This is a genomic window from Sinorhizobium sp. NFACC03 (assembly GCF_900103435.1).
Classification (GTDB): domain Bacteria; phylum Pseudomonadota; class Alphaproteobacteria; order Rhizobiales; family Rhizobiaceae; genus Ensifer.
The window spans coordinates 732,787-758,699 of record NZ_FMXF01000001.1 but is presented as its reverse complement, the minus strand read 5'-3'; the positions used below and the strand labels follow the sequence as shown (position 1 = coordinate 758,699).

Genomic DNA, 25,913 nt, shown 5'->3' with positions numbered 1-25,913 from the left:
GGCTCCTATCCATCAGAACTTCCATTAATTTAGGAAGCTTCCATCGATTGGCAATGGGTTCTCTATGGCCCCTCATAGATTTGTTTCCTTAGCAAATGGGGAAACGCGGCTATGCGCCAACGACTCCGCGCCCTCGCAAGCGAGCACGATCATGCGGGCGATCGAAATCCAGCATCGGGCCGGCAGGAACGATGCGGGTCGGATTGATGTGGGCAATGCCGTAGTAGCCGCGTTTGATATGATCGATGCGCACGCTCTCGCGGATACCCGGCCATTGATAGATTTCGCGCAGATAGTTCGACAACGCCGGGTAGTCCTCGATCCGGCGGATGTTGCATTTGAAGGCGCCATGATAGGCCGCATCGAAACGAATCAGGGTGACGAACAAGCGGATGTCCGCCTCGGTCAGGTACTCGCCTGCGAGATAACGGTTGACCGCGAGGTGTGCCTCGACTTCGTCGAGCATGCCGAACAGGCTCGACACCGCCTCATCATAGGCTTCCTGCGTCTTTGCAAAGCCGGATCGATAGACGCCGTTGTTGACCCGCTCGTAGATCGGGCCATTCCAGTGATCGATGTCTCCCCGCAGCGCCTCCGGATAGAAATCAAGCCGGTTGCCGGTCAAGTGATCAAAGGCCGAATTCAGGATGCGGATGATGTCGGCGGACTCGTTGTTGACGATCCGACCCTCCTGCATATCCCAGAGAACCGGAACCGAGACCTTGCCGGTATAGGTCGGGTCGCTCGCCACATAGAGCTCATGATGGAAACGGATCTTGCCGACGCGCTCACCGGCATCGACCGGCTCGTTATAGGTCCAACCATCCTCTCCGAGCACCGGGTTGGCCACCGTAAGCCCGATGATATCCTGCAATCCCTTGAGGTTTCTGAAGGCGATCGTGCGCGAGGCCCAGGGGCAGAGATAGGAAACGAACAGGCGGTAACGCCCGGCCTCGGCCGGCAGAGCCGGCTGGCCTTCCGGGCCTGGGCTCCCCTCTGGCGTGATCCAGCGGTGAAAGCGCGTCGGCTCCCGGTGGAATGCACCCCCTTTCATCTCGCTGGCCGCAACGTCGCCCTTGACCCATTTTCCCTCGACAAGCTGCGGCATCTCTTTTCTCCGGATCGCAAAATCAACGATAGCTACGTCTCACAGGGCTCCGCTGCGGGTCAATCGCGCGCGCGGGTGACACATCGTTCGCAATCCGCGACACGCACGTGAGGCGTGTATCAACATCCTGGCGCCACAATGTCGAGCAATCCGGATTCGAAGAGGAGAATCAGGATGAAGAAGTTCGTTGCTGCCATTGTTCTGTTTGCCGCCGTCGTCTGGCTGATGAACACGTCGCTGTTCGTCACGCCACCGGCAGGCTCGGCGAAACTGCTCGCGCACCGAGGCGTCCACCAAACCTATCCGAAGGCCAATGTCGGCAACGACACTTGCACTGCAACGATCATCGATCCGCCACAGCATTCCTATCTCGAAAATACAATCGCCTCGATGGGGGCTGCCTTCGATGCGGGCGCTGATGTCGTCGAACTCGACGTGCATCTCACGCCAGACAAACAGTTCGCCGTCTTTCACGACTGGACGCTCGACTGTCGGACCGAAGGCAAGGGCGTTACCGAAGAAACGCCGATGGCGACGCTGAAGTCTCTCGATATCGGTTACGGCTATACGGCCGATGGCGGCAAGACCTTCCCCTTCCGCGGAAAGGGCGTCGGCCAGATGCCGACGCTGGATGAGGTGCTGGCTGCCCTGCCCGACCGCAAGTTTCTCGTCAACTTCAAGAGCCGGCGCGCCGAGGAGGGCGCGGCACTCGCAACGCTGATCGAAGCGCGGCCGCAATGGCGGCAGGCTATGTTCGGGGTGTATGGCGGCGAGGAACCGACTCGCGAGACTCTGAAGCGCGTGGAAGGGATGCGCGGCTATGACCGGACGTCGACGATGGCGTGCCTAACGCGCTATCTCGGCTATGGCTGGACCGGTCTGATGCCGGAGGCTTGCCGGAACACTCTCGTCATCGTGCCCGGCAATTACGCGCATTTTCTCTGGGGTTGGCCCGACCGTTTCTCCGCCCGCATGAAAGCGGCCGGAAGCGATATCATCCTGCTCGGCCCTTATCACGGCGGCGACTTCACCACCGGGATCGATACGATGCAGGATCTGGAATTGGTCCCGCCGGGGTTTTCCGGCTACATCTGGACCAACCGTATCGAGATGATCGGCCCGGCCCTGGGAAAGCGGCAGGTCGCTGAGGCCAGGGCGAACTGAGGCGGCATCCAAGGCACGGCTTCCCCCTTGCCGTCATCGTGCGACTTTGCGCGTCTCGATAGACAGGTATCGCTGCAACGCGACGCCCGTCCTGCACGGGTACCGAGACCGTCTTGAACCGGATCGCCCCAGCTTATCGCGGGAATTCGAGGCCCATTTCGCGGAAGCGCTCGGGGTCGTCGCCCCAGTTTTCGCGCACCTTGACGAACAGGAAAAGGTGCACCGGCTGCTCGAGGATCTCGGAGATCTCCTTGCGCGACGCCGTCGAAATCGCCTTGATCGCGTCGCCGTTCTTGCCGAGCGCGATCTTCTTCTGGCTCTCGCGCTCGACGTAGATCACCTGTTCGATGCGAACCGATCCGTCCTTGCGCTCTTCCCACTTCTCGGTTTCGACATGCGAGGCATAGGGAAGCTCCTGATGCAGGCGCAGAAACAACTTCTCGCGGGTGATTTCGGCCGCGAGCTGGCGCATCGGCAAATCGGAAATCTGATCCTCCGGATAGTACCAGGGACCTTCCGGCAACGTCTCGGCGAGATAGTCCATGAGGTCCTTGCAGCCCGAACCGTTCAGCGCCGAGATCATGAAGGTGCGTTCGAACTTGATCGTCTCGTTGGCCGCAGCCGCGAGCTTCAAAAGATCCTCCGGCCGTACCTGGTCGATCTTGTTCAACACGAGGATCTTCGGCTGGTGCACTTCCTTCAGCCCCTCGAGGATCGCTTCCGCATCACCCTTCAGGCCACGCTCGCTATCGATCAGGAGCATGATCACGTCCGCATCCTTGGCGCCGCCCCAGGCGGTCGTGACCATGGCACGGTCGAGCCGCCGCCGCGGCTTGAAGATGCCGGGCGTGTCCATGAAGACGATCTGAGCGTTGTCGTGGATGGCAATGCCGCGCACGATCGCGCGCGTGGTCTGCACCTTGTGGCTGACGATCGAAACCTTGGCGCCGACGAGGCGGTTGACCAAGGTCGACTTGCCTGCGTTGGTCGCGCCGATCAGCGCCACGAAACCCGAGTGGGTCGGCGCGCCTTCAGCGGCCGTATCTTTTTCCATGTCCGTCATTTTTTCCGTCAATTTCCGGCGGAGTTTTTCCGCCACACGCCTTCGCGTTCCAGCAATTTCATCGCGGCGACCTGCTCGGCGCCACGCTTGGACCTGTCGATCCCGGTCTCCGGCGCGACCCCCGCGATCTCCACGGTTACCGTGAAGCGCGGATCATGATCCGGGCCGGAACGATCGTCCGTCCTGTAAGTCGGCGCGATGCCAAACTTGGCATGCGCCCATTCCTGCAATTCGGTCTTCGCATCGCGGCGGGCACCGTCGGCGCGGACCGCCCGATCCTTCCAATGGCGCAGCACGAAGCCGCGGGCGGCCTCAAGGCCCCCATCGAGATAGATGGCGGCGATGAGCGACTCTACCACATCGGCGCGCACATTCATCATCGCCTTGCCGGTAATCTTCTTGACGTCGGAACCGGTGCGGATGAACTGGTGCAGTTCGAGATCGTCGGCGACCATGGCGCAGCTTTCGGCGCTGACGAGCTGGTTCAGCCGTACCGACAGCTCGCCTTCATTTGCATCGCGAAACGTCTGGAATAGAAGTTCGGCAATGCAGAGCCCAAGTACCCGGTCGCCCAGGAACTCCAGGCGCTGATAGTTGGAGCCTTTGGCGCTACGGGCGCTGGAATGGGTGAGCGCCCGATCCAGGCGCTCCTTCTCAGCAAACTGATAGCCAATCACGGTCTCGAGTTTTGCCCGATCCTCCGCGCTCAGCGACCGCGACTTCATTATTCGACCGCCTTGAACAGACGATCGTAACGCAGGTTCGCCGGCCACTTCCAGACTTCGCGGAACGAGGTGTCGTTGCCGAGCGAGAAGAAGATCATGCTGGCGCGGCCAACCAGGTTCTCGGCCGGGACGAAGCCGACGTCGAAGCGGCTGTCGGCCGAGTTGTCGCGGTTGTCGCCCATCATGAAGTAGTGACCTTCGGGCACGATGAATTCGCGGGTGTTGTCGCCGCGCGAATCCGGGAACTGGTCGAGCGTGTCGTAGGACACGCCATTGTCCATCGTCTCACGATAGACCGGGACGTCTCCGCCGGTGTCGTACTGATCGTCGGCGCGGAACGCACCGTCCGGCACGCGGTCGACCGGCTTGTCGTTGATGTAGAGGATGCTGTTGCGCACCTGGACGCGATCCCCCGGCAGGCCGACGAGGCGCTTGATATAGTCGATATCGGGGTTCGGCGGGAAGCGGAAGACGACGATATCGCCACGTTTCGGCTCGCTGGCGAAAATGCGGCCGGAGAACAGATCGGGAGAAAGCGGCAGCGAATACTTGGAAAAACCGTAGGCGAACTTGTTGACGAAGATGTAGTCGCCGACGAGCAGCGTCGGCATCATCGAGCCCGAGGGAATGGTGAAGGGCTGAAAGAGAACGGTACGGATGACTACGGCCAGGAGGAGCGCCTGGATAACGACCTTCACGTTTTCCCAGAGACCGCTCTGCTTCGCTTCTGTCTTTTCTGCCACGCTAGTGTCTTCCTTTATCATGGCAACGCCCTCACCGGGGCTTGCTCTTAACTTTCTTCCGCAGTTCTGATCCCACCTTCAAACTGCGTACAATCCGGTCTCATATGCTGCAGACTGCCTGCCCTTCAATCGCCTCGGACCGGGTTTTCCAGCGGAATGCTCTAAACCGTTCCCTCAACCGGGGCAACGGGCAGCGCTTCGATAATCACGAAGGCCTGCGCCAGAGGAAAATCGTCGGTGATCGTTAGGTGAATGGCCGCCCGGTGATGGGGCGGCAGCATCTGCGCCAGACGCTCCGCCGCACCGCCGGTGAGGTTCATTGTCGGTTTGCCGCCGGGCAAATTGATAACGCCCATGTCCTTCCAGAAGACGCCCTGCGCAAGACCCGTCCCCAGCGCCTTCGAACAGGCTTCCTTGGCGGCGAAGCGCTTGGCGTAGGACGCAGCCCTATTCTTCCGGCCTTCGGACTTGGCGATCTCGATTTCCGTGAAACAGCGCTGCACGAAGCGCTCGCCGAAGCGAGAAAGCGAGTTTTCGATCCGCCTGATATCGATCAGGTCGCTGCCTATGCCAATGATCATGAGGAAGATCCGAAGTCTTTGGTGCGCGCCCGGCGTCGCTTTTGAAAGATGCGAGCAGCGTGGTAGGCCGCAAGATAGGAAATCAGCGCGCCGGCGGCGGCCAGCGGCAGGGAACCGATGAGCATCGGCTTGAAGACCGGTCCCCAAAGGGCAGAGAGGTCAAGGTGCTCGACCATGCGCATCACGTCGGCGCTGCTGGCGGCGTGCGCGCTTTCCACACCCAAGATGGCGATGCCCAACTCATAGGACGCGGTCAGGATCATCGGGATCGTCACCGGATTGGCAAGCGCGGTGGTGATCGCGGCGGCAACCAGATTGCCGGAGAACACGAAGGCCAGAGCGACGGCTATGACGATGTGCAGGCCGAAGAACGGCGTAAACGACGACGCTACGCCCGCAGCCACCCCGACAGCAATCGAATGCGGCGTCGAGGAGAGGCGCAGGATGCGCAAGGCAATGTAGCGCGGACCACGCCGAAAGCCCTTGCGCGGCCACAGGAGTGCGCGGAGCCTTTCGGAAATCGTGACCGGTTTTCTGCGTCTAAATAACATTCTGCCGTCATGACCGCATCTTGGAGCCGTCGACCGGCACAAGACGGCGCGTCCGCCTGTTTGCTGGCCGCAAGATAGGCGTCATGCCTGCGGCTTGCAACCCGCCGGCGCGCCGCGCATATGTCGCAGGCAAGCCATTCACGGAACGCATGACTTCAGCATCCCGCCACCAGACGGGATGCGATCGACTTAGTAGTTGCGGAACAGTCCGCGATCGATCTGGCGCTGACGGTACTCGAGATCGATGCGATCGACCGAACTATTGAGATAGGCGAGCTCACGCTCTTCCTGAGTGGGGACGCGCAGTGCGCGGGTGATCTTCTTCAACTGATTGAACATGGCAAACCTCTTTGTTTACCTCCCGATACAAAAGATAGTTTAGAAGTCCCTTTTCCACCAGTTCCTGGAAAAGGCGGCAGCCATGCAGTCACAGCATGCCTTGCCGCTTTGCCATGCACCTCGTGCCTGTTTTTGAGGCAGCGCCATGTAGAACCGACGGCCACGGCCGCCCTGCAGGCGCCGCGCCGGTTGGCTCATTCAAAGAGGCGCTTCACCGTGGACACGCTCGGAAGCTCCTTGAGCTGCGTGATCAGATGGTTGAGCTGGCGCAGATCCCAGACTTCAAGATCGAACTGCAGCTCGCTGAAGTCCGCCGCCACGCGGCCCATCGAGAGTGAGCGGATATTGACGTCGCTGGTCGCGATCGCCTGAGCCACTTCGGCCAGCGTTCCCGGCTCATTCAGGGCGCTGATTGCAATCCGAGCCATGAAGCGGCTGCTGTTGGCTTCGTCCAGATCCCAGCGCACATCGATCCAGCGCTCCGGTTCGTCGTCGAATTTCTGCAGGATGGGCGACTGGATCGGATAGATGGTGATGCCCTTATCCTTCTCCATGATACCGACGATGCGGTCGCCGGGAATGGCGCCGGCGGGGCTGAAATGCACCTCGGCATTGCCGGAGAGACCGCGGATTGGAAGCGCTTCCGGCCCTTCGACCTGTACTGAGCCGTTCGCATCCTTACCAAGCCCCGGCAGTTTGAACACCATGCCGGCGGCGCTGCGCATGTTGAACCAGCCATCGTCGGCGCTCGGCTTCACCGTCACGCGCTCATCCTGGTGATCCGGGAAGACCGCGCGCAGGACATCGAGCGAAGAGAGCTCGCCGCGACCGACCGCAGCGATCGCGTCTTCGACTTCCTTCTGACCGAGACGATGCAGCGCCGGCTTCAGCGCCTCGCGCGAAAACGTCTTGCTGGCGCGCTCGAAGGTGCGCTCCAGAATGCGATAGCCGAGGCCGGCATATTGCTTGCGAACCGCGGCGCGCGTCGCGCGGCGGATCGCCGAGCGCGCCTTGCCGGTGACGACGATCTCTTCCCAGGCCGGCGGCGGCACCTGAATGCCCGAGCGAATGATCTCCACCTCGTCACCATTGTTGAGGCGTGTGACCAGCGGCATGATGCGGCCGTTGATCTTGGCGCCGACGCAGGTGTCGCCGATGTTGGTGTGTACGGCGTAGGCGAAGTCGATCGGCGTCGCGCCACGCGGCAGCGCGATGAGCTGCCCCTTGGGCGTGAAGCAGAACACCTGATCCTGGAACAGCTCGAGCTTGGTGTGCTCGAGGAATTCTTCGGGGTTGTCGCCCTCCGCGAGGGATTCGATCGTGCGCCTGAGCCAGGAATAGGCGTTCGACGTCGGCGACAGGGCCTGATCCGCCGAGTTCCCCTCCCCGTCCTTGTAGAGCGAGTGGGCCGCGATACCGTATTCGGCGATATCATTCATGCGCCGCGTGCGGATCTGCAGCTCGATGCGCTGGCGCGAAGGGCCGACGATCGTGGTGTGGATCGACTGATAGTCGTTCTGCTTCGGCGTCGAGATGTAGTCCTTGAAGCGACCTGGAACAACGCGCCAGCGGGTGTGCACGATGCCGAGCGCCCGGTAGCAGGACGGGATGTCATCGACGATGATGCGGAAACCCCAGACGTCGGAAAGCTGTTCGAAGGACAGCGACTTCGACTGCATCTTGCGGAAGACCGAATAGGGCTTCTTCTGGCGGCCCTTGACCTGCGCAGCCTTCAGGCCTTCGGCCTGAAGCAGTTCGCGCAACTCGTCCTCGATCTTCTTGATCAGACCTTCGTTGCGCTGGGAAAGCTCTTGCAGTCGCCTAGTGACCGTCTCGAAAGCTTCCGGGTTGATGTGGCGGAACGAGAGATTTTCGAGCTCTTCGCGCATATCCTGCATACCCATGCGGCCGGCGAGCGGCGCATAGATATCCATCGTTTCTTCGGAGATGCGGGCCCGCTTTTCCGCCGACATGTGGTCGAGCGTGCGCATGTTGTGCAGCCGGTCGGCAAGCTTGACCAAAAGCACACGCACGTCGTCCGAGATCGCCAGCAGCAGTTTGCGCAGGTTCTCAGCCTGCTTGGCCTTCTTGGTGACGAGATCGAGCTTCTTGATCTTCGTCAGCCCCTCGACGAGCGCACCGATATCTTCGCCGAAGAGATCATCAATCTCCTGGCGGGTCGCGGTCGTGTCTTCGATCGTGTCGTGCAGCAGCGCGACCGCAATGGTCGACTCGTCGAGCCGCATTTCCGTCAGGATCGCAGCCACTTCCAGGGGATGAGAGATATAGGGATCGCCGCTTGCCCGCTTCTGCTGGCCATGCTTCTGCATCGCATAGACGTAGGCCTTGTTCAGCAAGGCTTCATTGACGTCGGGCTTGTATTTTTGCACGCGCTCAACGAGCTCGTATTGGCGCATCATTCGCTAGCGGTCCTCTGGATCAGGGTGATTTTAGGTCGAAACGACCTAAATCATAAACGTAATCGTTTCTCATAAGGTAGAGCGGGATGCCGGCGGACAACCGCATCCACTTTTCCTCATCCCGCTCCAGAAGAAATCAATAAAAAAGTGCGCCAATCATACGAGTGGCGCACTGCTTTGAAAACACGCAGGAACGGTCGTTCCGCGAAGGATCTCAGTAGTCGTCGCTCTTTTCCGGCGGCACAAGACCTTCGATGCCGGCCAGCAGTTCTTCTTCCGACATGCGGTCGAACGTGATCGCTTCCGGCTGATCTTCGTCTTCGGCAACTTCGGTGAACGTGGTTTCCGCTTCCGATTGAAGCAGCGAAGCCGGATCGGGCTCGGGCTCGTCCACTTCAACATGCTTCTGCAGCGAATGGATCAGATCTTCCTTGAGGTCGCCGGGAGAAAGCGTCTCATCGGCGATCTCGCGCAGCGCAACGACCGGGTTCTTGTCGTTGTCGCGGTCGATGGTGATGGCGGCACCCTGGGAAATCAGGCGCGCGCGGTGGCTGGCAAGCAGAACGAGTTCGAAACGGTTATCGACCTTGTCGATGCAATCTTCGACGGTGACGCGGGCCATTGCCTGTCCTTTTGGGCTCGAAGCGCGGCGGCATCGCCGCTGCACGGATTGACGACACGAAACCGGAACGGCCGTCTAGCGACGGCCTCGTCGGCTCCGATTTCTGGAATTAGCCGCCCGGATACAATCAAAACAAGACAAGTTCAAGTTTTTCCTGCAAGTGCCGCTCACGTAACGTCACACTTCGTGATAAAATGCGATCATAATGGGCTGGAAAACCTTAGCCGCAAACATCTGGTTGCATCATTGGCCTCGACGCCAAAACGCCTGGTAGAAAAGGCACTCCAGGGATGTGGACTATCTATAGCAACTGCTAAAACTAGCTATATTCGCGAGCGCCCTGCTGGAATAATGCAATGCCTAGCCTACATTATTTGCAATATCAGCAATTATTAATGTAACCGACTTATTTTTGCGTATCGGCCGGCAGCGGGCATTTGATGCGCCGGCATTGAAAAGGAAAGACGATGTTTGATCCCCGCGAAAAGATCGCACTTTTTATCGACGGCGCCAATCTCTACGCGGCATCGAAGAGCCTCGGCTTTGACATTGACTATCGCAAACTCCTGAAAGCCTTTCAAAAACGCGGTTACCTGCTGCGCGCCTACTACTACACCGCCCTCATTGAAGATCAGGAATATTCTTCGATCCGCCCGCTGATCGACTGGCTAGACTACAATGGTTACAAGGTCGTGACGAAGCCGGCCAAAGAATTCACCGACTCACTTGGCCGCCGCAAGATCAAGGGCAACATGGACATCGAACTGGCGATCGATGCGATGGAACAGTCCGAGACCGTCGATCACCTCGTCATCTTCTCCGGTGACGGCGACTTCACCACACTCGTCGAAGCGCTGCAGCGCAAGGGCCGCAAGGTCTCGGTCGTGTCGACAATGTCCACCCAGCCACCGATGATTGCCGACGACCTTCGTCGCCAGGCCGATCACTTCATCGACCTCGCAACGCTGCGGGCCGAAATCGGCCGCGAGCCTTCCGAACGCACGCCGCGGCATACGGCCGAACCGGTGGCGGACCCCGTCGAAATCTAAAGCGGCGATCTAGCGGACCAAGGATCGCCTAGATCATTTCATTGTCTCATCGAAACACTGAAGTGATCTAAGTCTTTGAAATTACGCAATTCCGGACGGAAAACCGTTTAGCACTTTTCCTGGAATTGCTCTAGCCACGATCCTTCAGCAGGCGGTTTTTCTGCCGGTTCCAATCGCGCTCTTTCGAGGTCTCGCGCTTGTCGTGGAGCTTCTTGCCCTTGCCGAGCGCCAGTTCGAGCTTGGCCCGACCGCGCTCGTTGAAGTAGATGCGCAGCGGGATCAGCGACATTCCTTCGCGATTGACCGCGCCCTGCAGACGATTGACCTCGCGCTTCGACAGAAGCAGCTTCCGCCGCCGCCGGGTTTCATGGTTGAAGCGGTTCGCCTGCAGATATTCCGGCAGATAGGAGTTGATCAGCCAGATCTCTCCACCTTCGTCCGTCGCATAGGATTCAGCAATGTTGGCCTTGCCTTCGCGCAACGACTTGACCTCGGTGCCGGTCAGAACCAGACCGGCCTCGTAGGTGTCGACGATCTCGTAGTTGAAGCGGGCCTTTCGGTTTTCCGCCACAACCTTGTTGACCGTGCGCTGGCTTCCTTTGGGTGCCATCAGTTCATCAATCCTGCATGCCTCAGCGCCGCGTCGATCGCCACCTCGGTTGCCGGCTCCAGCGTCGACAGCAGCGGCGAGCGCACGGTGCGGCTCATCCGGCCGAGGCGGTTCAGCGCATATTTCGCGCCGCAAAGGCCGGGCTCCATAAAGATCGCCTTGTGCAGCGGCATCAGCTTGTCCTGATAGGCAAGCGCCTTGGCGAATTCACCGGCAAGCGTCGCCTCCTGGAACTCGGCGCAGAGGCGCGGAGCCACGTTGGCCGTGACGGAAATGCAGCCGACGCCCCCATGGGCATTGAAGCCGAGCGCGGTCGCGTCCTCGCCGGAGAGCTGAACGAAATCCGGACCGCAGGCCATGCGCTGTTCCGAAACGCGCTCGATCTTGCCGGTCGCATCCTTGACGCCGATGATATTCGCATAGGCCTTGCTAAGCGCCGCCATGGTCTCGACACTCATATCCACGACCGACCGGCCGGGGATGTTGTAGATGACGATCGGCAGCTTCACGCTTTCGGCGATCGCGGCATAATGCGCGAAGAGGCCCTTCTGCGTCGGCTTGTTGTAATAGGGCGTGACAACGAGGATCGCATCGGCACCAGCCTTTTCGGCATGCTGCGCGAGCTCGACTGCTTCCGTCGTGTTGTTGGAGCCGGCGCCGGCGATCACCGGCACCCGCTTGGCCGCCGCCTCGATGCAGAGCTCGACGACTTTCTTGTGCTCGTCATGGGAAAGGGTCGGAGACTCGCCGGTGGTGCCGACCGGCACGAGACCATGGCTGCCTTCTTTTATCTGCCATTCCACATGCGCGACGAAACCATCCGCATCCACCGCGCCGGTGGCGGTGAACGGTGTTACGAGAGCGGGAATGGAACCCTTGAACATGCACAACTCCTGACGGCGCAAAGACGCAAAATGCACTCATGCTTTGGCCGTAATCGACGGTTAAAAAACTGCCGCACCATAATCATGTGAGGGGGCTGCGGCAAGCGTCGTGACACGGCATTTCACGCCGGTTTTCATGCAAAAGCTTGACGTTCGGCCCGCATAATGGTCCCGCTCCCGCCATAGGCCTGGGGCGGCATGGTGCGATTGCCATGATCAATATTGGCCGCTAGTCTTGCCTCAGACAATCCGGCGGCAGCTGAATGTGAGACACGGGGAACACGGCCTCTTGATGCGCGGATCAAATTTTCTGCCTGTCGCCGCCATCGTCGGCGCTGCGTTGCTCACATCGCCGGCCTTCAGTTCCGAAACGCCGGAACGGATACCGGTTCCGGCGCATAAACCCGACATATCGAACAAGGCCGCGCAGGTTGCCGTCGACGAAACCACCAATGCCATTCCGGCGATCGTCACCCCGGTCAACAGCGATCTGAAGACGGGCCTCGACGCCCTCTCCAACCGGCAGCCGGCGACCGCGATTTCCGTGCGCAATGCCATGAGCCGCGATGCACTCGACCGTCACATCCTGACCTGGGCGATTGCCGTTTCCGGCCAGCGCGGCATTCCTTCCTTTGAGATCGCCGATGCCCAGCGCGAACTTCAGGGATGGCCCGGCCTGAAATCCCTGCGCGCCAATTCGGAGCGGGCGCTCTATCGCGAAAACCCGCCGGCGCCGGACGTCCTTGCCGCCTTTGGCAACACGCAGCCCGAGACAACCGAGGGAACCCTCATCCTGGCTCGTGCCCTTGTCGCCCAGGGACAAACGGAAGCAGCGGCGAAACGGTTGCTCGGAATTTGGCAACGGGACGCGCTCGACAAGGATATCGAGACCCGGATTCTCGCGGAGTTCTCCAGTCTACTAACACCCGTCGATCAGCAGCGGCGCATGGCCATGCTCCTCTACCGCAATCGCGTCGAACAGGCCGAACGCTTTGGCGATCTCGGCAAGGCGCAGTCGCTCTATCGTGCCTGGGCAGCAGTCAGCCGCGGCAACGACAAGGCAGATGCGCTGATCGCGGCGGTCGATCCTTCCTGGCGCAAGGATCCCGCCTATCTCTTCATTCTGATCGAGTCCCTGCGCAAACAGAAGAAGTACGAGGAAGCGGCCAAGTTGCTTGCCCGTATGCCAAAGGACAGAGGGGTGCTCGTCAATCCTGGCGAATGGTGGGTCGAGCAACGCGTTGTCAGCCGAGGCCTGCTCGACGCCGGCGACTTCAAGGGCGCCTACCGGATCGCCGCCGGTCATATGGCCACGGAGGCGACCGATATCGTCGATGCCGAATTCCACGCCGGCTGGTATGCACTACGCGGCATGGAAGATCCGGCGATCGCAGCTCGCCATTTCCGCCGCATCCTCGATGCGTCAAACCGCCCGCTTTCCGCCTCCCGCGCCTGGTACTGGCTGGGCCGGTCGGCCGAGGCCGGCGGACCGGGCAATGCCAGCGAGTATTTCGCCAATGCGGCGCGCTACCCCGGCACCTTCTATGGGCAACTCGCAGCCGCCCGGCTCGGCCGCAAGGCGCTGAATGTCGCCTACCCTGCCCCGTCGGCGGGCGATCGGACACAATTCGAAAATCGCGAGGCGGTGCGGGCGATCTCCCGCCTTGAAAGCGCCGGCCATGCCTGGCGCGCCGACAGTATCTACCGTGCGCTTGCCGAAGAACTGAACAGTCCCGGCGAACTCGCCCTGCTTTCGGCGCGCGCCGAGAAGGCCGGAAACCACCAGCTTTCGCTCCAGATCGGCAAGATTGCATTCGGACGCGGCATCGATGTCGCGGCGCTCGCCTTTCCCGTCGGCGTGATCCCTTCAAGCGCCAATATCGACGGTTCCGGCAAGGCGCTCGCCTATGCGATCGCGCGACAGGAGAGTGCCTTCAATCCCGCAGCCATCTCCACCGCCAATGCCCGCGGCCTGCTGCAACTGATGCCGGGTACCGCCAAGGGCGTCGCCAGCCGCTATGGCCTTGCCTATTCGCAGGACCGGCTGACCAGCGATGCCGGCTACAACGCCACGCTTGGCGCGCACTATCTCGGCGAACAGATCAGTAGTTTTGGCGGGTCCTATATCCTGACCTTCATCGCCTACAACGCCGGACCGCGCCGTGTTCCGGAATGGCTTGGCCGCTATGGCGATCCGCGCGGCAAACCGATCGACGAAGTCGTCGACTGGATCGAGCGCATTCCATTCCAGGAGACCCGCAATTATGTGCAGCGGGTCATGGAAAACTATCAGGTTTACAAGTCGAGGCTCGGGCAGAACGCCGACATCGTCGAAGATCTGAGGGTGGGGCGGCAATAGCCGAACGCGCCACCCGCCGTTCAAGCAATCGTGATGATCGCCGGCGGCACAAAAGGCGGCTTAAGCCATTTCCCTTCTGAAGGTTCGATCTTTCCTGAAGGAAATGGTGAACACAATGAAGACCTTATCCATTATCGCCCTGTCTCTGGCGACGGCAATGAGCAGTGTTCCGCCTGCCAATGCATTCCCGATCGCTCCGCAGGTATCTCGAACGACTGACATTCAAAAGGCTCAGTTCCCATACGAGCGCGGCGAAGCCCGAAAGAACCGCCCCAGTTGTGTCGTTCCTTATTGCGAGCGCGGCGGCCGGCGCGGCTATTACCGGGATGGCGATAGACGCGGATACTATCGGGACGGCTATTACCGGGATGGCTACTATCGCGACCGTTATCGCCGCCACTACCACAACGACAATGATGTCGGCGCTTTCATTGGTGGGCTTGCGGCAGGCGCAATCGTCGGCGGTTTGCTGAGTCAGCCGCGATACTACAATGGGTCGCGTGCAGTCAGCGGCAATGCCCATACGCGCTGGTGCTACGCCCGCTATCGGTCCTATCGCGCCTGGGACAACTCGTATCAGCCCTATGGCGGTCCACGGCGACAATGCTCGCCCTACTGACAAGGCAGATGACCACGTTCGCAAGTAGCGCGCTGTTAGCGAGCCATTCGCAGCGAATGCGCGCTATGCACGCGCCTTGCCCTTTCACCTCGAGCCGCTACGATCCTGCCGTTAGCGGTTGGAGGCAGGCAGACGATGAATCAAGGCGGGTTTCGGGAACATTGGTTCCTCGCGGCTGATGATTTGCAACTCTACGTGCGGAGCTACGGCCTTGTGCGTCCCACACCTGCAGTTCCGATCATTTGCCTGCCGGGCCTCACCCGCAACAGCCGCGATTTTCACGAACTCGCAATCTTTTTGTCGTCACCGTGCGGTGGCGGACACACCGTCTTCTCACTCGATTATCGCGGCCGAGGCAATTCGCAGCGTGACGACGACAAGAGCCACTACTCAATCGCAATCGAAACAACCGACATCATTACGGCCTGCACGCATCTGGGGATTGATCGCGCAGTTTTTATCGGCACTTCCCGCGGGGGGCTGATCCTGCACCACCTCATCGGGGTTGCACCCGGCCTCATTGCAGGCGCGGTGGTCAATGACATTGGGCCCGTCATCGAAATCGAGGGCCTGCTGGCCATCCGGGACTATCTCAACAAGGAGCCAGGCGAGCCGACAAGCTGGTCCATGGCGCCTGGCTATCTGAAAGAACTCCACGGAGCCGATTTCCCGATCCTTGGCGAACGCGATTGGCTACAAATGGCAAAGGCGGTCTACCGCGACGAGGACGGCACGCCGGTGCCAGATTTTGATGTAGCCATCGCGCAGCAACTGCTTGGCCTGACCGCTGAGACATTGTTGCCAGATCTCTGGCCGCAGTATGGGGCCCTTTCCCGGATGCCGCTTTTGGTTATCAGAGGCGAGCACTCCCGGCTACTCTCGGAAGGGACGGTAAGCGAGATGTGCAAGCGACATTCGGGAACGGTAGCATTCACCGCACGAGGTCAAGGCCATGCACCGCTACTGCACCTCGACGGCCCTCGCCAGGCAGTGAGCGCCTTTGTCACCGCCATCACAACTGCGGCGCCAAGCTAGCACCGATCGGCTGCACTCAGAGGGCCATCTCGACCATTGACCTCGACGGGCGCATGCACCCGGCTTAACCGGGTCGCGTCGCCGGCGCGTGGCTGAGCGTTGCACAATTCAGAAACGAAAAAACCCGGCTCGAAAGCCGGGTTTCTCTCTCCTGACCGAAGTCAGACGATATTAGAAGTCGCGCTGCAGGCGGACGAAGCCAAACACTTCATCGTCGCCGTCGTCAGCATCTTCGTACTGAACCGAAACGCGGGTCGCGAGGCCTTCGGTGATCTTGTAGTCAACCGTTACACCAGCGCGCCATGCATCGTCGCCGCCGAAGTCGGTGAGCGAAGTCTGCAGGTTGTCGAAGTACTGAACGCCGGGGGTGATGGCGAGCTTGTCGGTGGCGTTCCAGCGGTACGAAGCTGCAACGGTCCACTCGGAAGCAGCCCAGTAAGCGTTCGGGTTGGAAGCCCAGATACCAGCGATCTGGAAGACGCCCGGACCGAGGTCAGCCGAGAGCAAGCCGCGGATCGCGCCTTCTTCGAGTTCGGAGTCGTAACCGCCGAGCAGGTCGAAGGAAACGCCGCCGACCGAAGCCGAAACGATACCGGAAACGCCGATGCCGTTGGACTTCGTGGAGGTGCCTTCCAGTTCGTCGACCGAGAGACCAGCCTGGAACGAACCGCCGTCATAGAGGTAGGCGATCGAGTTGAATTCGGTGAAGTTGCCGAGCGTGTCGGTTTCGCCGTTCAGGCCCTTATCCCACCAGTTGTAGAAGAAACCAGCCTTGAGGCCACCGAGCTGGATGTAGGCTTCATCAACGTCGATGAAGTCGCTGTCGCCAGAGTCGGTGTCGTTGTCGGCGTTGAACTCAGCAGCGAAGAAGCCGGTGAGCGTGCCGTACTCGGTGTCGCTCTTGGCGTCGAACGAGATGTAAGCGCGCGAGAAGGCATCCCAGTCAGACGTGGACTGACCACCGAAGTCTTCCTGGTTGTAGCGGCTGTCAGCAGCGTCACGACCGAACGAGGTCTGGAAACGGATGAAGCCGCCGATCTTGAGGCAGGTTTCGGTGCCCGGGATGTAGAAGTAGCCAGTGCCGAAAGCGTCGCAAACGCGAACGTATTCCATGGGCTCCGGCTCGGCTGCGACGATTGCGTCGGCTGCCTGTGCGCCGGATACTGCTGCGAGAGCAGCAGCGGAGCCGAGAAGAAGGCTCTTGATGTTCATTTCTGACCTCCAGTCAAAAGTTTCAAACGGGTCTGGGTATTTTGCTGAAGGACAGCTTTCCCTGCCCCATCCCCAACGTTCAAGAAGTCGGACGATCAACCGCCCTTGCTTCCGGAGTTGAAAATACAAGACCGGATCATCGGCGCAACGTCCAACTAGCGAGATCACGTGCTTTGCATCGCCCTTCGCCGAACCCTGTTGCTGAAACGACACAAAATCGCCGCAGACCCCGGAAGAAAATTAACAAAGCATTAAGAAAAGCCTTTGGTGGCAGGGGTTTAGCGTAAGGGAAACACACGCAGCCTGTTTCAGAAAGAGGCAGAAAGCTGCCCAAAATAGGGGAAAGGATGGCCACAAACACCGACTCCACCTCCGCAGGGAGCGGCTAAAACAGCATTCGCTCCAGGAAATGAGAACAGGACGGACCGTTCGCAACCCAAAGATTCATCAGAATCAATGCCGAGATTCGCAAACGAAACGCATCCTTGATTCTGGTTCTGCGAGAATCGTGGCCCTGCACCCGCAGGAAGAGAACATCAATCGACGGACACCGCCCGCAGAGATCTCGGACGACGGATGATGCCGGCCAAGCAGAGAGAGAGAGAGAGAGAGAGAGAGAGAGAGAGAGAGATGCTGAAGCTGAAGCTGAAAACAGAGGGTGAGACAGCAGCCGAGATAGTGAACGCGGTAGGAATAGGCCGTGCGAGCGTCCTTAGGATACTGAAAGAGGCTGCGTAGGGTGAAGATGCAGAACGAAACTGGAGGGCTCGCGGCGAGCCTCCATCGGTGAGATGTTGGGATAAGCCGCCGCTAGAGCAGTCAGTTCATCTCTGACTTCCTTCGAGGTCTTTAGGCCGAAGATCAGTCCATCGGGTTCCTCTGCACCAATCGGGCAATCGTCGTAGGGCCTACCGGAGGACCTTCCTGCCCCGTAACTAATCGCCATTCACTCTCATACACCCACTCGGCCCGGTATTGATCTAAACCGGAGCAAGACTTCGAAAGGGCAAACGTGCCTGGGTGCGGATTGGTCAGGCTGGAGGAGTACAGCGAGGACCCACGTCAAAAGGTCGCCTCCCTAACCCGGAAGGGCAGACATCTGGCCGACAGCCTTTATCGTCTTCTGGAATCTTAGCCCAAGGTGTCCCAAAACATTTCTGGGTCACACGACTGGGTCACAGCAGCAACAAGCCCCATCATTAGGGCTGTCCGCAAATCACTGAAAACTTAGAAGAAATTGGGGCCGCCTGTGACCCAAAAGAACAGTGGCGGAGAAGAAGGGATTCGAACCCTCGATACCGTTTCCGGTATACTCCCTTAGCAGGGGAGCGCCTTCGACCACTCGGCCACCTCTCCGTTAGCGCCTGACTAGTGACACTCAGCGGCCAATGCAAGATTTTTTTGTCGGTTTCCGGCAATTCCCCCCATTTTCCGTGTGGGCCTGGCCGGCAGGAAGCAAACGTGTGGGCGTAGCGACAGGCCACTCGTGCAGCCAAGTAGGAGTAGCTGGAAAGTTTCGGCGCTTGCCGTCCCCCGATTCTCACAAGCAATAGAAATGGAAACCCGAGATCCGCGAGTCTTGCCTCTCATGCCCTACGATTTGCGTGCGAGACGCTCGATCGCCTGCTGAGTGGCGGCACCGAAGTCGCCGTCAATCGGTCCACCATAGTAGCCGCGGTCCTTAAGCAGCGCCTGCATTTCCTTGCGGAACGCCGGCGTGAAGTTGTTGGGCTGCGTTCGCAATTCTTCCAGCTTGGCCGGGTCGCCGCCCTCGATGCTGGCTGCGGCCCAGCGAACCGCCTCCTTTGCGTCTGCCTTGGTACCGAGGCCGTAATCATAGAGACGGCTCAGATTGCCCATGGCGTAGGCGCTGCCGGCATTCGCGGCCATCTCGTACCAGGTGCGCGCCTGCACATAGTCCTGCGAGACACCGTTGCCGATATCGTAGAACCAGCCGAGCAATGCCATGGAATAAGAATCGCCCATATTGGCCGCCTTCTCGTACCAGACCTTGGCTTCGCCGTAGTTCTGCTCCGTCCCCAATCCGTTCTGATAGGCCCATCCGAGTGACGACATGGCATTGGTGTCGCCGCTTTCAGCTGCTTTCTTGTACCAGGACAGCGATTGCGCCAGGTCCTTGGGCAGGCCGAGCCCTTCCCGGTAGAACCAACCCATCGTTGCCATGGCGTTGGCATAGCCCTGGCTGGCCGCCTGCTCATACCACCTCGCCGCCTCCGCATAGTCCTGCGCGATGCCGCCGTAGCCCTCGCGATAGAGCCAGCCGAGTGACGCCTGGCCGTAGGCGTTGCCACCTCTCGCCGCCTCCTCGAACATGCGCTTGCCCTGGTCTACGTCCACCGGACCATCGGTCCCATAGACTGAGAACCAGGCCAGGTTCGTCAGCGCATACATGTTGCCGCCGTCGGCCGCCTTCCGGTAGTTGCGCCGCGCGTCGACATAATTGCGGCCGGCATCTTGCGCCCGACCCAGCATGTTGACGAGCATCATATCGTCCGGGTTCTCGTTGACGGCCTGGGCGCAGGCGGTCAAAGCCCGCTCGGAATCGAGCTTCAGGAAATTGACCCCGAGGAAGCCCGGCATCGATTGCGGCTCGCCCGCCAGCAGATAGCAATCGCGCGAGGCCTGGGTGTCCTTACCGGTCGGCGAGACGTTGAGACCCTTTTGCGGCTCGAGCGCCGCGATCTGCTGCTCGGCTTCGGCTTTATACTTGCTGTCAGGATAACGCTCAATGAAGCGCGTCAGCGCCGCCGCATCGGTCGACTGTTTCAGGGCTTCCCAGGCAATCTCGTCAGGCGTCACGCTCGACGTCTGCTCGGCTTCGGTCAAAAGCTTCAGCTTCTTTTCGGCGAGCATCTTATAGACCGGGTCCGATCCATGCTTCGCCAGGAAGGCGGTTAGCAGATCCTTGTCGGCGAGGTCGCGGATGTTCTGCCAGTCGGCAGCCGCCTCGGATTGGCTGTTCGGCGACAGTTGTCCGCCGTTGTTGGTGATACTGATGTTCACCTCTTTGATATTGAGGAAGATCTGCGCACCACCGAGCGACCCATAAACGAACGGCTCCTGGCCGCGATTGGTCACCGACACCACCTCGTCCCGCACCTTGCCGAGCGCAATGCGGACATCGACGCCGGGTTCGGTCAGGTATTTGGCGAGTGCGGTGGCGAAGGGGCTGTTCTTGCCCTCCCCATCGAGCGCGACCGTGCCGGCCTTGGAGGCAAATGCGACGAGCAGGTCGGCCGATTCCGGTTCGACCCGCGCCAGCCCGCGCGAAACCGCCCTGGTCGAGATCGAGCGTGTCATGCTCTGCTCAAAGGGATTGTTGCGGCAGGCGTCGAGGATGACGAGCTTGAGCTTGGTGGCGCCTTCGAGCGAACGCTGAACCCGGTCGAGCCCGATGGCCTCGTCCTCGACGTCCTTGTCCGTTTTCAATTGCACGTCGACGGGAAGCAGAAAATTCTCGCCGTTCATCTCCATGCCGTGACCGGAATAATAGACGATCGCGACTTCGGCACCGGTTGCGAGGTCTTCGAACTCGCGCAACGCCTTGACCATGTCCTGGCGACTAACGTCGTGCACCGTCGTGACGGTATCGAAACCGGCCTCCTCGAAGGAGGCCTTCATCAGTTCCACGTCATTGGCAGGGTTGTTGAGCGGTGACGTTGCTTCATATTTCTCGTTGCCGATCAACAGTGCGACGCGCTTGGCAGCCCACGCATCGGACGCCGACACAAACAACGCCATACAAAGAATAGAGAGCGGCAGCCAATGCCGCAAATGCCCCATGAACATGCCCTTCCCTCCGGCACCGACCATCGTTCTTCGCCTTGCCCGGCTTGAATGACGAGCGATGCCCTCACCCCTCTGAACCGCGGAATCACCACATCGGGCGTTCCGGTCATGCCGGACCAAAGTATTACGTATGAGGTGGGGGCTTTCAATGTGCGCACGCATCATAATTTATTCCGTGACACGCGCGTGGCCGGCACAAGGTCGAAGCAAGTCGGTGCGCTTAGCTGAAACATGATAGCGGCACGGCTGTCGATTCCATCGACGACGACGTTGCCGGAGGTTGCGAAAGGCTATCGGTCTCGGAGCTTGCCATGTCTATGAAGATGCATGTCGCGGAAGGAAAGCCCGGCCAGCTTGCGACTGCCCATCAGCACTACTTCATCGAGCGGCCCTGCCGCATCCTCGTCATCGGCGAACACCTGAAGGCGAAGACCAAATATCAATGCCTGCTGCGCCATATCTCGATCGCCGGCGCGATGCTCGATTTCAACGCGGCAATCCTGATACCAAAACACTTTTTCCTGGAAATCGAGGGGTTCAAGGAGGAAATCGGCTGTTCGCAGGTCCATCGCGAAGGCGCAGAGCTTGGCGTGCGCTTCAATATGCTGCTTTCGCCGGACTTCCTGCGCCGGCTGATCCGCATGCAATTTTCAAGTGGCGGAATCTGACCTTTCAAAGCAGGCCGTGCGACATTAGATTTTTAGTGATCGATTTCAGGGGATTGCAAGTTTCTCATGCAAAAGTGATTCTAGCATCGGTGGAAATCGCCCACCGATACAATGTGGGACAAATGAATTGTCCGGGGTCAAGGAATGCGGTCAGAAACTGATCGCGTCCGACCCGGTACTGGCGGAGAATGACGCATGCAGAACCAGACGATGTACTCCTGCGTCCCGTCGCCTTTCTACGAGCGGCGCTATGAGCGATTCTCCATCGGGCACGCCGGTACGCTGACCGCTGTGCAGCCGGGGCTCGGCAGCGTCTCCGTGCGATCCTGCCGGATGATCGACATTTCGCGTGGCGGCGCGAGCTTTGCCGTCGACACCAACATCGGCCTGCCCCAACACTATTATCTGCATATCGTCGGCACGCCGCTCAGGATCGGTTGCGCCGAAGTCTATCGCAACGGCGAGCGCATCGGTGTCCAGTTCATCAAGCCGATCGAGCAGACCTTGCTGCGCGAGATCATCCGGCAAGAGTTCTTCACCGGGCAGGTCAAGAACGCAAAGCCGCGGCTGTAGAGCACCGGAATTCCTGCAGCTTTTCTCGCGGGGATGATTCCGAATTGCCAAAGCATGCGATAAGTTCCCCGTGACGCTATTCGAACGGGGCCTATTATTCAACATGTCCGCATTTTCTCGCTTCACGCCGCTCATCCAATCCCTGCCGTCAACAATTCCGTTTGTCGGGCCGGAGGCCATCGAACGCCAGAGGGGTCGCCCGATCGCCGCGCGAATCGGAGCCAACGAAAGCGGCTTCGGCCCCGCCGAAAGCGTGATCTCAGCGGTCCGGGAAGCAGCCGGCGGAACCTGGAAATACGCCGACCCGGAAAACCACGACCTGAAGCAGGCACTTGCGGCCCGCCTCGGCATCAGCCCGGCCAATATCGCGATCGGTGAAGGCATCGACGGGTTGCTCGGCCAGATCGTCCGCATGGTGATCGAGCCGGGCATGCCGGTCGTCACGTCGCTTGGCGCCTACCCCACGTTCAACTATCACGTCGTCGGCCATGGCGGCCGGTTGGTCACGGTGCCCTATGCCGGCGACCGGGAGGACCTCGACGGCTTGCTTGCGGCCGTGAAGCGGGAAAATGCGCCGCTCGTCTATTTCGCCAATCCCGATAATCCGATGGGAAGCTGGTGGCCGGCAGACCGCATCGTCGAGTTTGCCAGGGCCCTTCCGGAAACAACGCTCTTCATTCTGGACGAAGCCTACTGCGAAACAGCGCCGGCAGATGCGGTGCCGGCGATCAGCGCCCTGATCGAGATGCCGAACGTCGTGCGCACGCGCACTTTCTCGAAAGCATACGGGCTCGCCGGTTCGCGTATCGGCTATGTGATCGCCACGCCGGGCACGGCCCAGGCATTCGACAAGATCCGCAACCACTTCGGCATGAACCGGATTGGTGTCGCTGCGGCGATCGCCGCGCTTGCGGACCAGGGGTATCTGAAAGAAGTGACGGCTAAGATTGCGGCCTCTCGCCAGCGTATCGCTGCGATCGGCACAGGGAACGGCTTGTCGCCGCTCGCTTCGGCCACGAACTTCGTGGCGATCGACTGCGGCCGTGATGCGGTCTTTGCCCGCGCGATCGTCGATACCCTGATGAACGACCATGGCATCTTCATTCGGATGCCGGGAGTGGCGCCCCTTAATCGCTGCATCCGTGTCAGTACCGGACCGGAAGCGGAGATGGCCCTGTTTGAGGCCGCGCTGCCCGAGGTTCTGAAAAAGCTGGCCTAATCCAGCTTTCAGAGTCCGGCTGTTGGGCGGCGCCCCTCTGGGGGCCGCTCATTTGGTTCAATGAACCGTCATCCATTCGCGAGCGGCGCGCAGAGCTGCGGCGAGATCTGCCTTGCTCATCGTCATCGCCAGATCGGCGCGCAGATCGACTGCACGGTCGCAGCCCTTGATCGCGGCAATGTTCAGCCACTTGTGGGCGGCGACGAGATCGACCGGGCGGCCGTGGCCGGTCGCATAGGCCAAACCCATTTCACAGAAGATTTCCGCCTGGTTGTCACCACCCATCGCGGCATCCGAAGCAATCTGCATATCAAAGCGTGCCATTGTCTTGTCCCTGTCTTGCCTGGTTGGTTCTTCCGAAGCGGCCCGCCCGTTTGGGGCGAACCATGCTCCAGATCAGCACTTGTTTTGGTCCCTGTTCGACCTTGCCTCTTTGCGGGCCTTTCCGGAGCGCACCGTCTTTTGCGGCGTCGTCTTCGGTGGTTTTTCGGAGCGTTTTTGTCCGCTCGTCTTATGGCTTCACTATGCAGCACGGGCTTCAATGCGCGCTTAAAATGCATGCTTAATTTGCGACAAACAAAGTTCAAACACTTGGTAAACTTGAGTTTTTGTTAAACATCGGAAGTCCGAGAATCCGGCGCATTCGCTTCAAAATTTACGAAAAATTCAACTGCCGATTTCAACCAAACGCTAACCACGAAAAGATCGACGGTGGCAGAGCCGCCAGGATTTCCTAGATTTCGACCTGCTTGAAACGGCCAAGAAAAAGCGGCAAAAGCCGCCGTTTGGCTTGTTTACCTTTACGTGCGCGTAAGCTATCGTGCGCGCGGCAGTGAGGAGACTGCCTTTTTGCATACGAGGACATCTAAAGCTGCCGGCGGAGCGGACCACGCCGGCAGCCTCGATCTGGAGGACTGGAATGTTACGTACCTTGCTCATGACCGCGACGCTCGCCCTTGGCATTGCCGGGACGGCGGCCGCGGCAGAACCGATCGTCGGCAACTGGAAGACCGCAAGCGGCGCGACCGCGGAGATTGTGCCTTGTGGCGGAGCCTTTTGCGTGACGCTGAAGACCGGCAAGCATGCCGGCAAGCGCATCGGCAACCTCGCCGGTACCGACGGCAGCTATTCGGGCGAAATCACCGATCCGGATACCGACAAGACCTATAGCGGTTCTGGCGCCGTCAACGGCAATTCGCTGAAGATGAAGGGCTGCGTCCTGAAAGTGCTCTGCAAGTCACAGACCTGGACGCGCCTCTAAGCGCGCGATACGGCGGCACCGGACACATTGACGAATTGAAAGGGCGGCCATCGGCTGCCCTTTTTGCATGTGCGGTCCATGGACTTCGCTGTTACGCGACCGTTCGCAGCGCCGCCCCCTTGGCTCCTCCTTGCGCACCCACTGTGATCGCGCCGGTCTCGATCTCCCGGTCCGTGCAGCGCGGCTCGCCATGCAACCGAAGATGAACGCCAGATGAACGGACATCTCAGCATCAATTCAGTTTGGGTGTGCGAAAACACACTCAATCGATTTGAACCTGCCTCCAAACAACGGACAGAACCATGGATATCCTTGCTCGGCGCCTCACCATCATCAGCCTTCTGATGGTCGTTTTCGCTGTAACTCTCGCCGCTGCCGTCAGCGCGGACACCGAACGTCGCCGCACCAATACCTATCTCGGTTCGCTGACGGATTGCACCGCGCATACGGCGCAATACTGCCAGGCCAAACTCTAACCCGGGACGAGACGGGCTACGCCCTGCTCCGCCGCCAAGTGAAACCGATCACCGCGTGATCTGATGGAGAAACGAACATGCTGGCCGCTCTTTCGACATCCGCGTTTCTCTCGCTGCGCGTGCTTGCACTGGCCGGCCTGCTGATGGCACCGGTTGGAGCGCTTGCCTACTCCAAGGCCAACGGTGCCGGCATCGGCAAACAGGGCGCGGGCCTCGTCCTCTTCGTCACCCTGCAGCGTCAATCGATGACGTGAGGCGGGTGCCACATGAAAGGGGCGCTCGCGCCCCTTTGTTCTTTCCGACTTGCGCTTGGCGTCCTCTCGCACCTGCAGCGTCGTGCTTCTTTTAAGATACGCCAAGGTTGCTGGCTTGTTTCCCCTAATTGGATACGATTGTGGGATTCGCCACAACAGCCCCTTGTCAGCCCCGATGCCCGCCTATCTCGTCTATACGCTTGCCGCCCTTGCCGAAATCGCCGGCTGCTTTGCCTTCTGGGCGTGGTTGAAGCTCGATAAATCCATCGTCTGGCTTATTCCAGGCATGGCCTTCCTGGCACTTTTCGCCTGGCTCCTCACCTGGATCGACAGCGAAGCTGCGGGCCGCGCCTACGCGGCCTATGGCGGCGTCTACATCGCCGCGTCGCTGCTCTGGCTCTGGCTTGCCGAAGGGGTCAGGCCCGACCGCTGGGATCTGGCCGGCATGACCATCGCCCTTCTCGGCAGCGCGGTCATCCTCGCGGGCCCGCGTTGAACCGATGACCTGAGGCCGCAGCGCGGTTGTGCAAGCCAATATCTTGTCGTTTGCTTGTCAGAAGCCGCAGCC

General features: G+C 60.0%; 27 protein-coding genes and 1 tRNA gene. 13 read left to right on the top strand and 15 right to left on the bottom strand.

What is annotated here, in order from left to right:
* Window positions 1-109: 109 nt before the first annotated feature.
* A complete protein-coding gene (locus BLU35_RS03690; protein WP_093232144.1) occupies window positions 110-1,108 on the bottom strand; it encodes a glutathione S-transferase family protein in 999 nt (332 codons plus the stop codon).
* Between the two features lie 174 nt (window positions 1,109-1,282).
* On the opposite strand from BLU35_RS03690, the gene BLU35_RS03685 reads away from it, so the two are divergent.
* Window positions 1,283-2,272, top strand: a complete 990-nt coding sequence (locus BLU35_RS03685; RefSeq protein ID WP_093232143.1) for a glycerophosphodiester phosphodiesterase family protein — start codon at window positions 1,283-1,285, stop codon at window positions 2,270-2,272.
* Window positions 2,273-2,405: 133 nt separating this feature from the next.
* Here BLU35_RS03685 and era read toward each other — a convergent pair whose 3' ends face one another.
* The 8 genes from era to rpoZ form a co-directional block, all read right to left on the bottom strand.
* The gene (gene era / locus BLU35_RS03680) at window positions 2,406-3,335 is read right to left on the bottom strand and encodes a GTPase Era (protein ID WP_057252807.1); all 930 of its coding nucleotides are present in this window, start codon (window positions 3,333-3,335) and stop codon (window positions 2,406-2,408) included.
* Window positions 3,336-3,343: 8 nt separating this feature from the next.
* On the bottom strand, window positions 3,344-4,060 hold the full coding sequence (rnc, locus tag BLU35_RS03675) for a ribonuclease III (RefSeq protein ID WP_093232142.1): 717 nt from the start codon (window positions 4,058-4,060) through the stop codon (window positions 3,344-3,346).
* Window positions 4,060-4,803 (bottom strand): signal peptidase I, encoded by a 744-nt coding sequence (lepB, locus tag BLU35_RS03670; protein WP_058320269.1) that lies wholly within the window; start codon window positions 4,801-4,803, stop codon window positions 4,060-4,062. Before lepB ends, rnc begins: the two co-directional genes overlap by 1 nt.
* Window positions 4,804-4,964: 161 nt before the next feature.
* Complete coding sequence (gene acpS, locus BLU35_RS03665) at window positions 4,965-5,384, bottom strand: holo-ACP synthase (RefSeq protein ID WP_058320270.1); 420 nt, start codon at window positions 5,382-5,384, stop codon at window positions 4,965-4,967.
* Window positions 5,381-5,836 (bottom strand): DUF2062 domain-containing protein, encoded by a 456-nt coding sequence (locus BLU35_RS03660; protein ID WP_245296263.1) that lies wholly within the window; start codon window positions 5,834-5,836, stop codon window positions 5,381-5,383. The genes acpS and BLU35_RS03660 overlap by 4 nt, the downstream gene beginning before the upstream one ends.
* Before the next feature lie 288 nt (window positions 5,837-6,124).
* A complete protein-coding gene (locus BLU35_RS03655) occupies window positions 6,125-6,274 on the bottom strand; it encodes a DUF3563 family protein (protein ID WP_065377015.1) in 150 nt (49 codons plus the stop codon).
* Between the two features lie 194 nt (window positions 6,275-6,468).
* Complete coding sequence (locus BLU35_RS03650) at window positions 6,469-8,694, bottom strand: RelA/SpoT family protein (RefSeq protein ID WP_093232140.1); 2,226 nt, start codon at window positions 8,692-8,694, stop codon at window positions 6,469-6,471.
* A 214-nt stretch (window positions 8,695-8,908) separates the two neighbouring features.
* Window positions 8,909-9,316: a DNA-directed RNA polymerase subunit omega gene (rpoZ, locus tag BLU35_RS03645; RefSeq protein WP_057252814.1), complete on the bottom strand. Its 408-nt coding sequence runs from the start codon at window positions 9,314-9,316 to the stop codon at window positions 8,909-8,911.
* A gap of 467 nt (window positions 9,317-9,783) precedes the next feature.
* Here rpoZ and BLU35_RS03640 point away from each other — a divergent pair, with 467 nt between their 5' ends.
* Complete coding sequence (locus BLU35_RS03640; RefSeq protein WP_057252816.1) at window positions 9,784-10,365, top strand: LabA-like NYN domain-containing protein; 582 nt, start codon at window positions 9,784-9,786, stop codon at window positions 10,363-10,365.
* Window positions 10,366-10,495: 130 nt separating this feature from the next.
* On the opposite strand, the gene smpB is transcribed toward BLU35_RS03640, so the two are convergent.
* Both smpB and dapA read right to left on the bottom strand, forming a co-directional pair.
* Entirely contained in the window at window positions 10,496-10,975 is a 480-nt protein-coding gene (gene smpB, locus BLU35_RS03635; RefSeq protein ID WP_057252818.1) for an SsrA-binding protein SmpB, read from the bottom strand.
* Window positions 10,975-11,859 (bottom strand): 4-hydroxy-tetrahydrodipicolinate synthase, encoded by an 885-nt coding sequence (gene dapA / locus BLU35_RS03630; RefSeq protein ID WP_058320272.1) that lies wholly within the window; start codon window positions 11,857-11,859, stop codon window positions 10,975-10,977. The genes smpB and dapA overlap by 1 nt, the downstream gene beginning before the upstream one ends.
* 292 nt (window positions 11,860-12,151) lie before the next feature.
* Between dapA and BLU35_RS03625 the strand changes: the two genes are divergently transcribed.
* From BLU35_RS03625 to BLU35_RS03615, 3 genes are all read left to right on the top strand, one after another.
* The gene (locus BLU35_RS03625) at window positions 12,152-14,218 is read left to right on the top strand and encodes a lytic transglycosylase domain-containing protein (protein ID WP_176907116.1); all 2,067 of its coding nucleotides are present in this window, start codon (window positions 12,152-12,154) and stop codon (window positions 14,216-14,218) included.
* Window positions 14,219-14,333: 115 nt separating this feature from the next.
* Complete coding sequence (locus BLU35_RS03620; protein ID WP_082615971.1) at window positions 14,334-14,837, top strand: BA14K family protein; 504 nt, start codon at window positions 14,334-14,336, stop codon at window positions 14,835-14,837.
* 135 nt (window positions 14,838-14,972) lie between these two features.
* Window positions 14,973-15,872 (top strand): alpha/beta fold hydrolase, encoded by a 900-nt coding sequence (locus BLU35_RS03615; protein ID WP_093232138.1) that lies wholly within the window; start codon window positions 14,973-14,975, stop codon window positions 15,870-15,872.
* A 171-nt stretch (window positions 15,873-16,043) separates the two neighbouring features.
* On the opposite strand, the gene BLU35_RS03610 is transcribed toward BLU35_RS03615, so the two are convergent.
* A complete protein-coding gene (locus tag BLU35_RS03610) occupies window positions 16,044-17,084 on the bottom strand; it encodes a porin (RefSeq protein ID WP_093232137.1) in 1,041 nt (346 codons plus the stop codon).
* Between the two features lie 579 nt (window positions 17,085-17,663).
* Here BLU35_RS03610 and BLU35_RS34845 point away from each other — a divergent pair.
* Complete coding sequence (locus BLU35_RS34845; RefSeq protein ID WP_143032885.1) at window positions 17,664-17,822, top strand: recombinase family protein; 159 nt, start codon at window positions 17,664-17,666, stop codon at window positions 17,820-17,822.
* Window positions 17,823-18,350: 528 nt separating this feature from the next.
* Here the strand turns inward: BLU35_RS34845 and BLU35_RS03605 are convergent.
* Together BLU35_RS03605 and BLU35_RS03600 are read right to left on the bottom strand one after the other, a co-directional pair.
* A tRNA-Ser gene (locus BLU35_RS03605) sits at window positions 18,351-18,440 on the bottom strand.
* 237 nt (window positions 18,441-18,677) lie between these two features.
* The gene (locus BLU35_RS03600) at window positions 18,678-20,918 is read right to left on the bottom strand and encodes a caspase family protein (RefSeq protein ID WP_158539365.1); all 2,241 of its coding nucleotides are present in this window, start codon (window positions 20,916-20,918) and stop codon (window positions 18,678-18,680) included.
* A 287-nt stretch (window positions 20,919-21,205) separates the two neighbouring features.
* Between BLU35_RS03600 and BLU35_RS03595 the strand changes: the two genes are divergently transcribed.
* The 3 genes from BLU35_RS03595 to BLU35_RS03585 all read left to right on the top strand — a co-directional run bounded on the left by BLU35_RS03595 (window position 21,206) and on the right by BLU35_RS03585 (window position 23,354).
* The gene (locus BLU35_RS03595; protein WP_058320515.1) at window positions 21,206-21,562 is read left to right on the top strand and encodes a hypothetical protein; all 357 of its coding nucleotides are present in this window, start codon (window positions 21,206-21,208) and stop codon (window positions 21,560-21,562) included.
* A gap of 195 nt (window positions 21,563-21,757) precedes the next feature.
* Window positions 21,758-22,135: a PilZ domain-containing protein gene (locus BLU35_RS03590; protein ID WP_058320279.1), complete on the top strand. Its 378-nt coding sequence runs from the start codon at window positions 21,758-21,760 to the stop codon at window positions 22,133-22,135.
* Window positions 22,136-22,238: 103 nt separating this feature from the next.
* Window positions 22,239-23,354, top strand: a complete 1,116-nt coding sequence (locus BLU35_RS03585; protein WP_093232135.1) for a pyridoxal phosphate-dependent aminotransferase — start codon at window positions 22,239-22,241, stop codon at window positions 23,352-23,354.
* A 57-nt stretch (window positions 23,355-23,411) separates the two neighbouring features.
* Here the strand turns inward: BLU35_RS03585 and BLU35_RS03580 are convergent, their stop codons facing one another.
* Complete coding sequence (locus BLU35_RS03580) at window positions 23,412-23,678, bottom strand: sel1 repeat family protein (protein WP_057252835.1); 267 nt, start codon at window positions 23,676-23,678, stop codon at window positions 23,412-23,414.
* A 595-nt stretch (window positions 23,679-24,273) separates the two neighbouring features.
* Here BLU35_RS03580 and BLU35_RS03575 point away from each other — a divergent pair.
* The 4 genes from BLU35_RS03575 (at window position 24,274) to BLU35_RS03560 (ending at window position 25,841) form a co-directional block, all read left to right on the top strand.
* Window positions 24,274-24,615 (top strand): DUF2147 domain-containing protein, encoded by a 342-nt coding sequence (locus BLU35_RS03575; protein ID WP_057252837.1) that lies wholly within the window; start codon window positions 24,274-24,276, stop codon window positions 24,613-24,615.
* Between the two features lie 302 nt (window positions 24,616-24,917).
* A complete protein-coding gene (locus BLU35_RS03570) occupies window positions 24,918-25,091 on the top strand; it encodes a hypothetical protein (RefSeq protein ID WP_093232134.1) in 174 nt (57 codons plus the stop codon).
* A gap of 77 nt (window positions 25,092-25,168) precedes the next feature.
* On the top strand, window positions 25,169-25,345 hold the full coding sequence (locus BLU35_RS03565) for a hypothetical protein (protein WP_162261310.1): 177 nt from the start codon (window positions 25,169-25,171) through the stop codon (window positions 25,343-25,345).
* 175 nt (window positions 25,346-25,520) lie between these two features.
* Window positions 25,521-25,841, top strand: a complete 321-nt coding sequence (locus tag BLU35_RS03560; protein ID WP_093232133.1) for a YnfA family protein — start codon at window positions 25,521-25,523, stop codon at window positions 25,839-25,841.
* Window positions 25,842-25,913: the final 72 nt, after the last annotated feature.

Bases quoted from the DNA above. Each gene is read 5' to 3' on its own strand.
- rpoZ (WP_057252814.1), bottom strand. From the start codon at position 9,316: ATGGCCCGCGTCACCGTCGAAGATTGCATCGACAAGGTCGATAACCGT.
- BLU35_RS03560 (WP_093232133.1), top strand. From the start codon at position 25,521: ATGCCCGCCTATCTCGTCTATACGCTTGCCGCCCTTGCCGAAATCGCC.
- BLU35_RS34845 (WP_143032885.1), top strand. From the start codon at position 17,664: ATGCCGGCCAAGCAGAGAGAGAGAGAGAGAGAGAGAGAGAGAGAGAGA.
- BLU35_RS03585 (WP_093232135.1), top strand. From the start codon at position 22,239: ATGTCCGCATTTTCTCGCTTCACGCCGCTCATCCAATCCCTGCCGTCA.
- dapA (WP_058320272.1), bottom strand. From the start codon at position 11,859: ATGTTCAAGGGTTCCATTCCCGCTCTCGTAACACCGTTCACCGCCACC.
- BLU35_RS03685 (WP_093232143.1), top strand. From the start codon at position 1,283: ATGAAGAAGTTCGTTGCTGCCATTGTTCTGTTTGCCGCCGTCGTCTGG.
- BLU35_RS03575 (WP_057252837.1), top strand. From the start codon at position 24,274: ATGTTACGTACCTTGCTCATGACCGCGACGCTCGCCCTTGGCATTGCC.
- rnc (WP_093232142.1), bottom strand. From the start codon at position 4,060: ATGAAGTCGCGGTCGCTGAGCGCGGAGGATCGGGCAAAACTCGAGACC.
- BLU35_RS03690 (WP_093232144.1), bottom strand. From the start codon at position 1,108: ATGCCGCAGCTTGTCGAGGGAAAATGGGTCAAGGGCGACGTTGCGGCC.
- BLU35_RS03590 (WP_058320279.1), top strand. From the start codon at position 21,758: ATGCAGAACCAGACGATGTACTCCTGCGTCCCGTCGCCTTTCTACGAG.
- era (WP_057252807.1), bottom strand. From the start codon at position 3,335: ATGACGGACATGGAAAAAGATACGGCCGCTGAAGGCGCGCCGACCCAC.
- acpS (WP_058320270.1), bottom strand. From the start codon at position 5,384: ATGATCATTGGCATAGGCAGCGACCTGATCGATATCAGGCGGATCGAA.
- BLU35_RS03580 (WP_057252835.1), bottom strand. From the start codon at position 23,678: ATGGCACGCTTTGATATGCAGATTGCTTCGGATGCCGCGATGGGTGGT.
- BLU35_RS03620 (WP_082615971.1), top strand. From the start codon at position 14,334: ATGAAGACCTTATCCATTATCGCCCTGTCTCTGGCGACGGCAATGAGC.
- BLU35_RS03655 (WP_065377015.1), bottom strand. From the start codon at position 6,274: ATGTTCAATCAGTTGAAGAAGATCACCCGCGCACTGCGCGTCCCCACT.
- BLU35_RS03650 (WP_093232140.1), bottom strand. From the start codon at position 8,694: ATGATGCGCCAATACGAGCTCGTTGAGCGCGTGCAAAAATACAAGCCC.
- BLU35_RS03570 (WP_093232134.1), top strand. From the start codon at position 24,918: ATGGATATCCTTGCTCGGCGCCTCACCATCATCAGCCTTCTGATGGTC.
- BLU35_RS03640 (WP_057252816.1), top strand. From the start codon at position 9,784: ATGTTTGATCCCCGCGAAAAGATCGCACTTTTTATCGACGGCGCCAAT.
- smpB (WP_057252818.1), bottom strand. From the start codon at position 10,975: ATGGCACCCAAAGGAAGCCAGCGCACGGTCAACAAGGTTGTGGCGGAA.
- BLU35_RS03565 (WP_162261310.1), top strand. From the start codon at position 25,169: ATGCTGGCCGCTCTTTCGACATCCGCGTTTCTCTCGCTGCGCGTGCTT.
- BLU35_RS03625 (WP_176907116.1), top strand. From the start codon at position 12,152: ATGCGCGGATCAAATTTTCTGCCTGTCGCCGCCATCGTCGGCGCTGCG.
- BLU35_RS03615 (WP_093232138.1), top strand. From the start codon at position 14,973: ATGAATCAAGGCGGGTTTCGGGAACATTGGTTCCTCGCGGCTGATGAT.
- BLU35_RS03610 (WP_093232137.1), bottom strand. From the start codon at position 17,084: ATGAACATCAAGAGCCTTCTTCTCGGCTCCGCTGCTGCTCTCGCAGCA.
- BLU35_RS03595 (WP_058320515.1), top strand. From the start codon at position 21,206: ATGTCTATGAAGATGCATGTCGCGGAAGGAAAGCCCGGCCAGCTTGCG.
- BLU35_RS03600 (WP_158539365.1), bottom strand. From the start codon at position 20,918: ATGGTCGGTGCCGGAGGGAAGGGCATGTTCATGGGGCATTTGCGGCAT.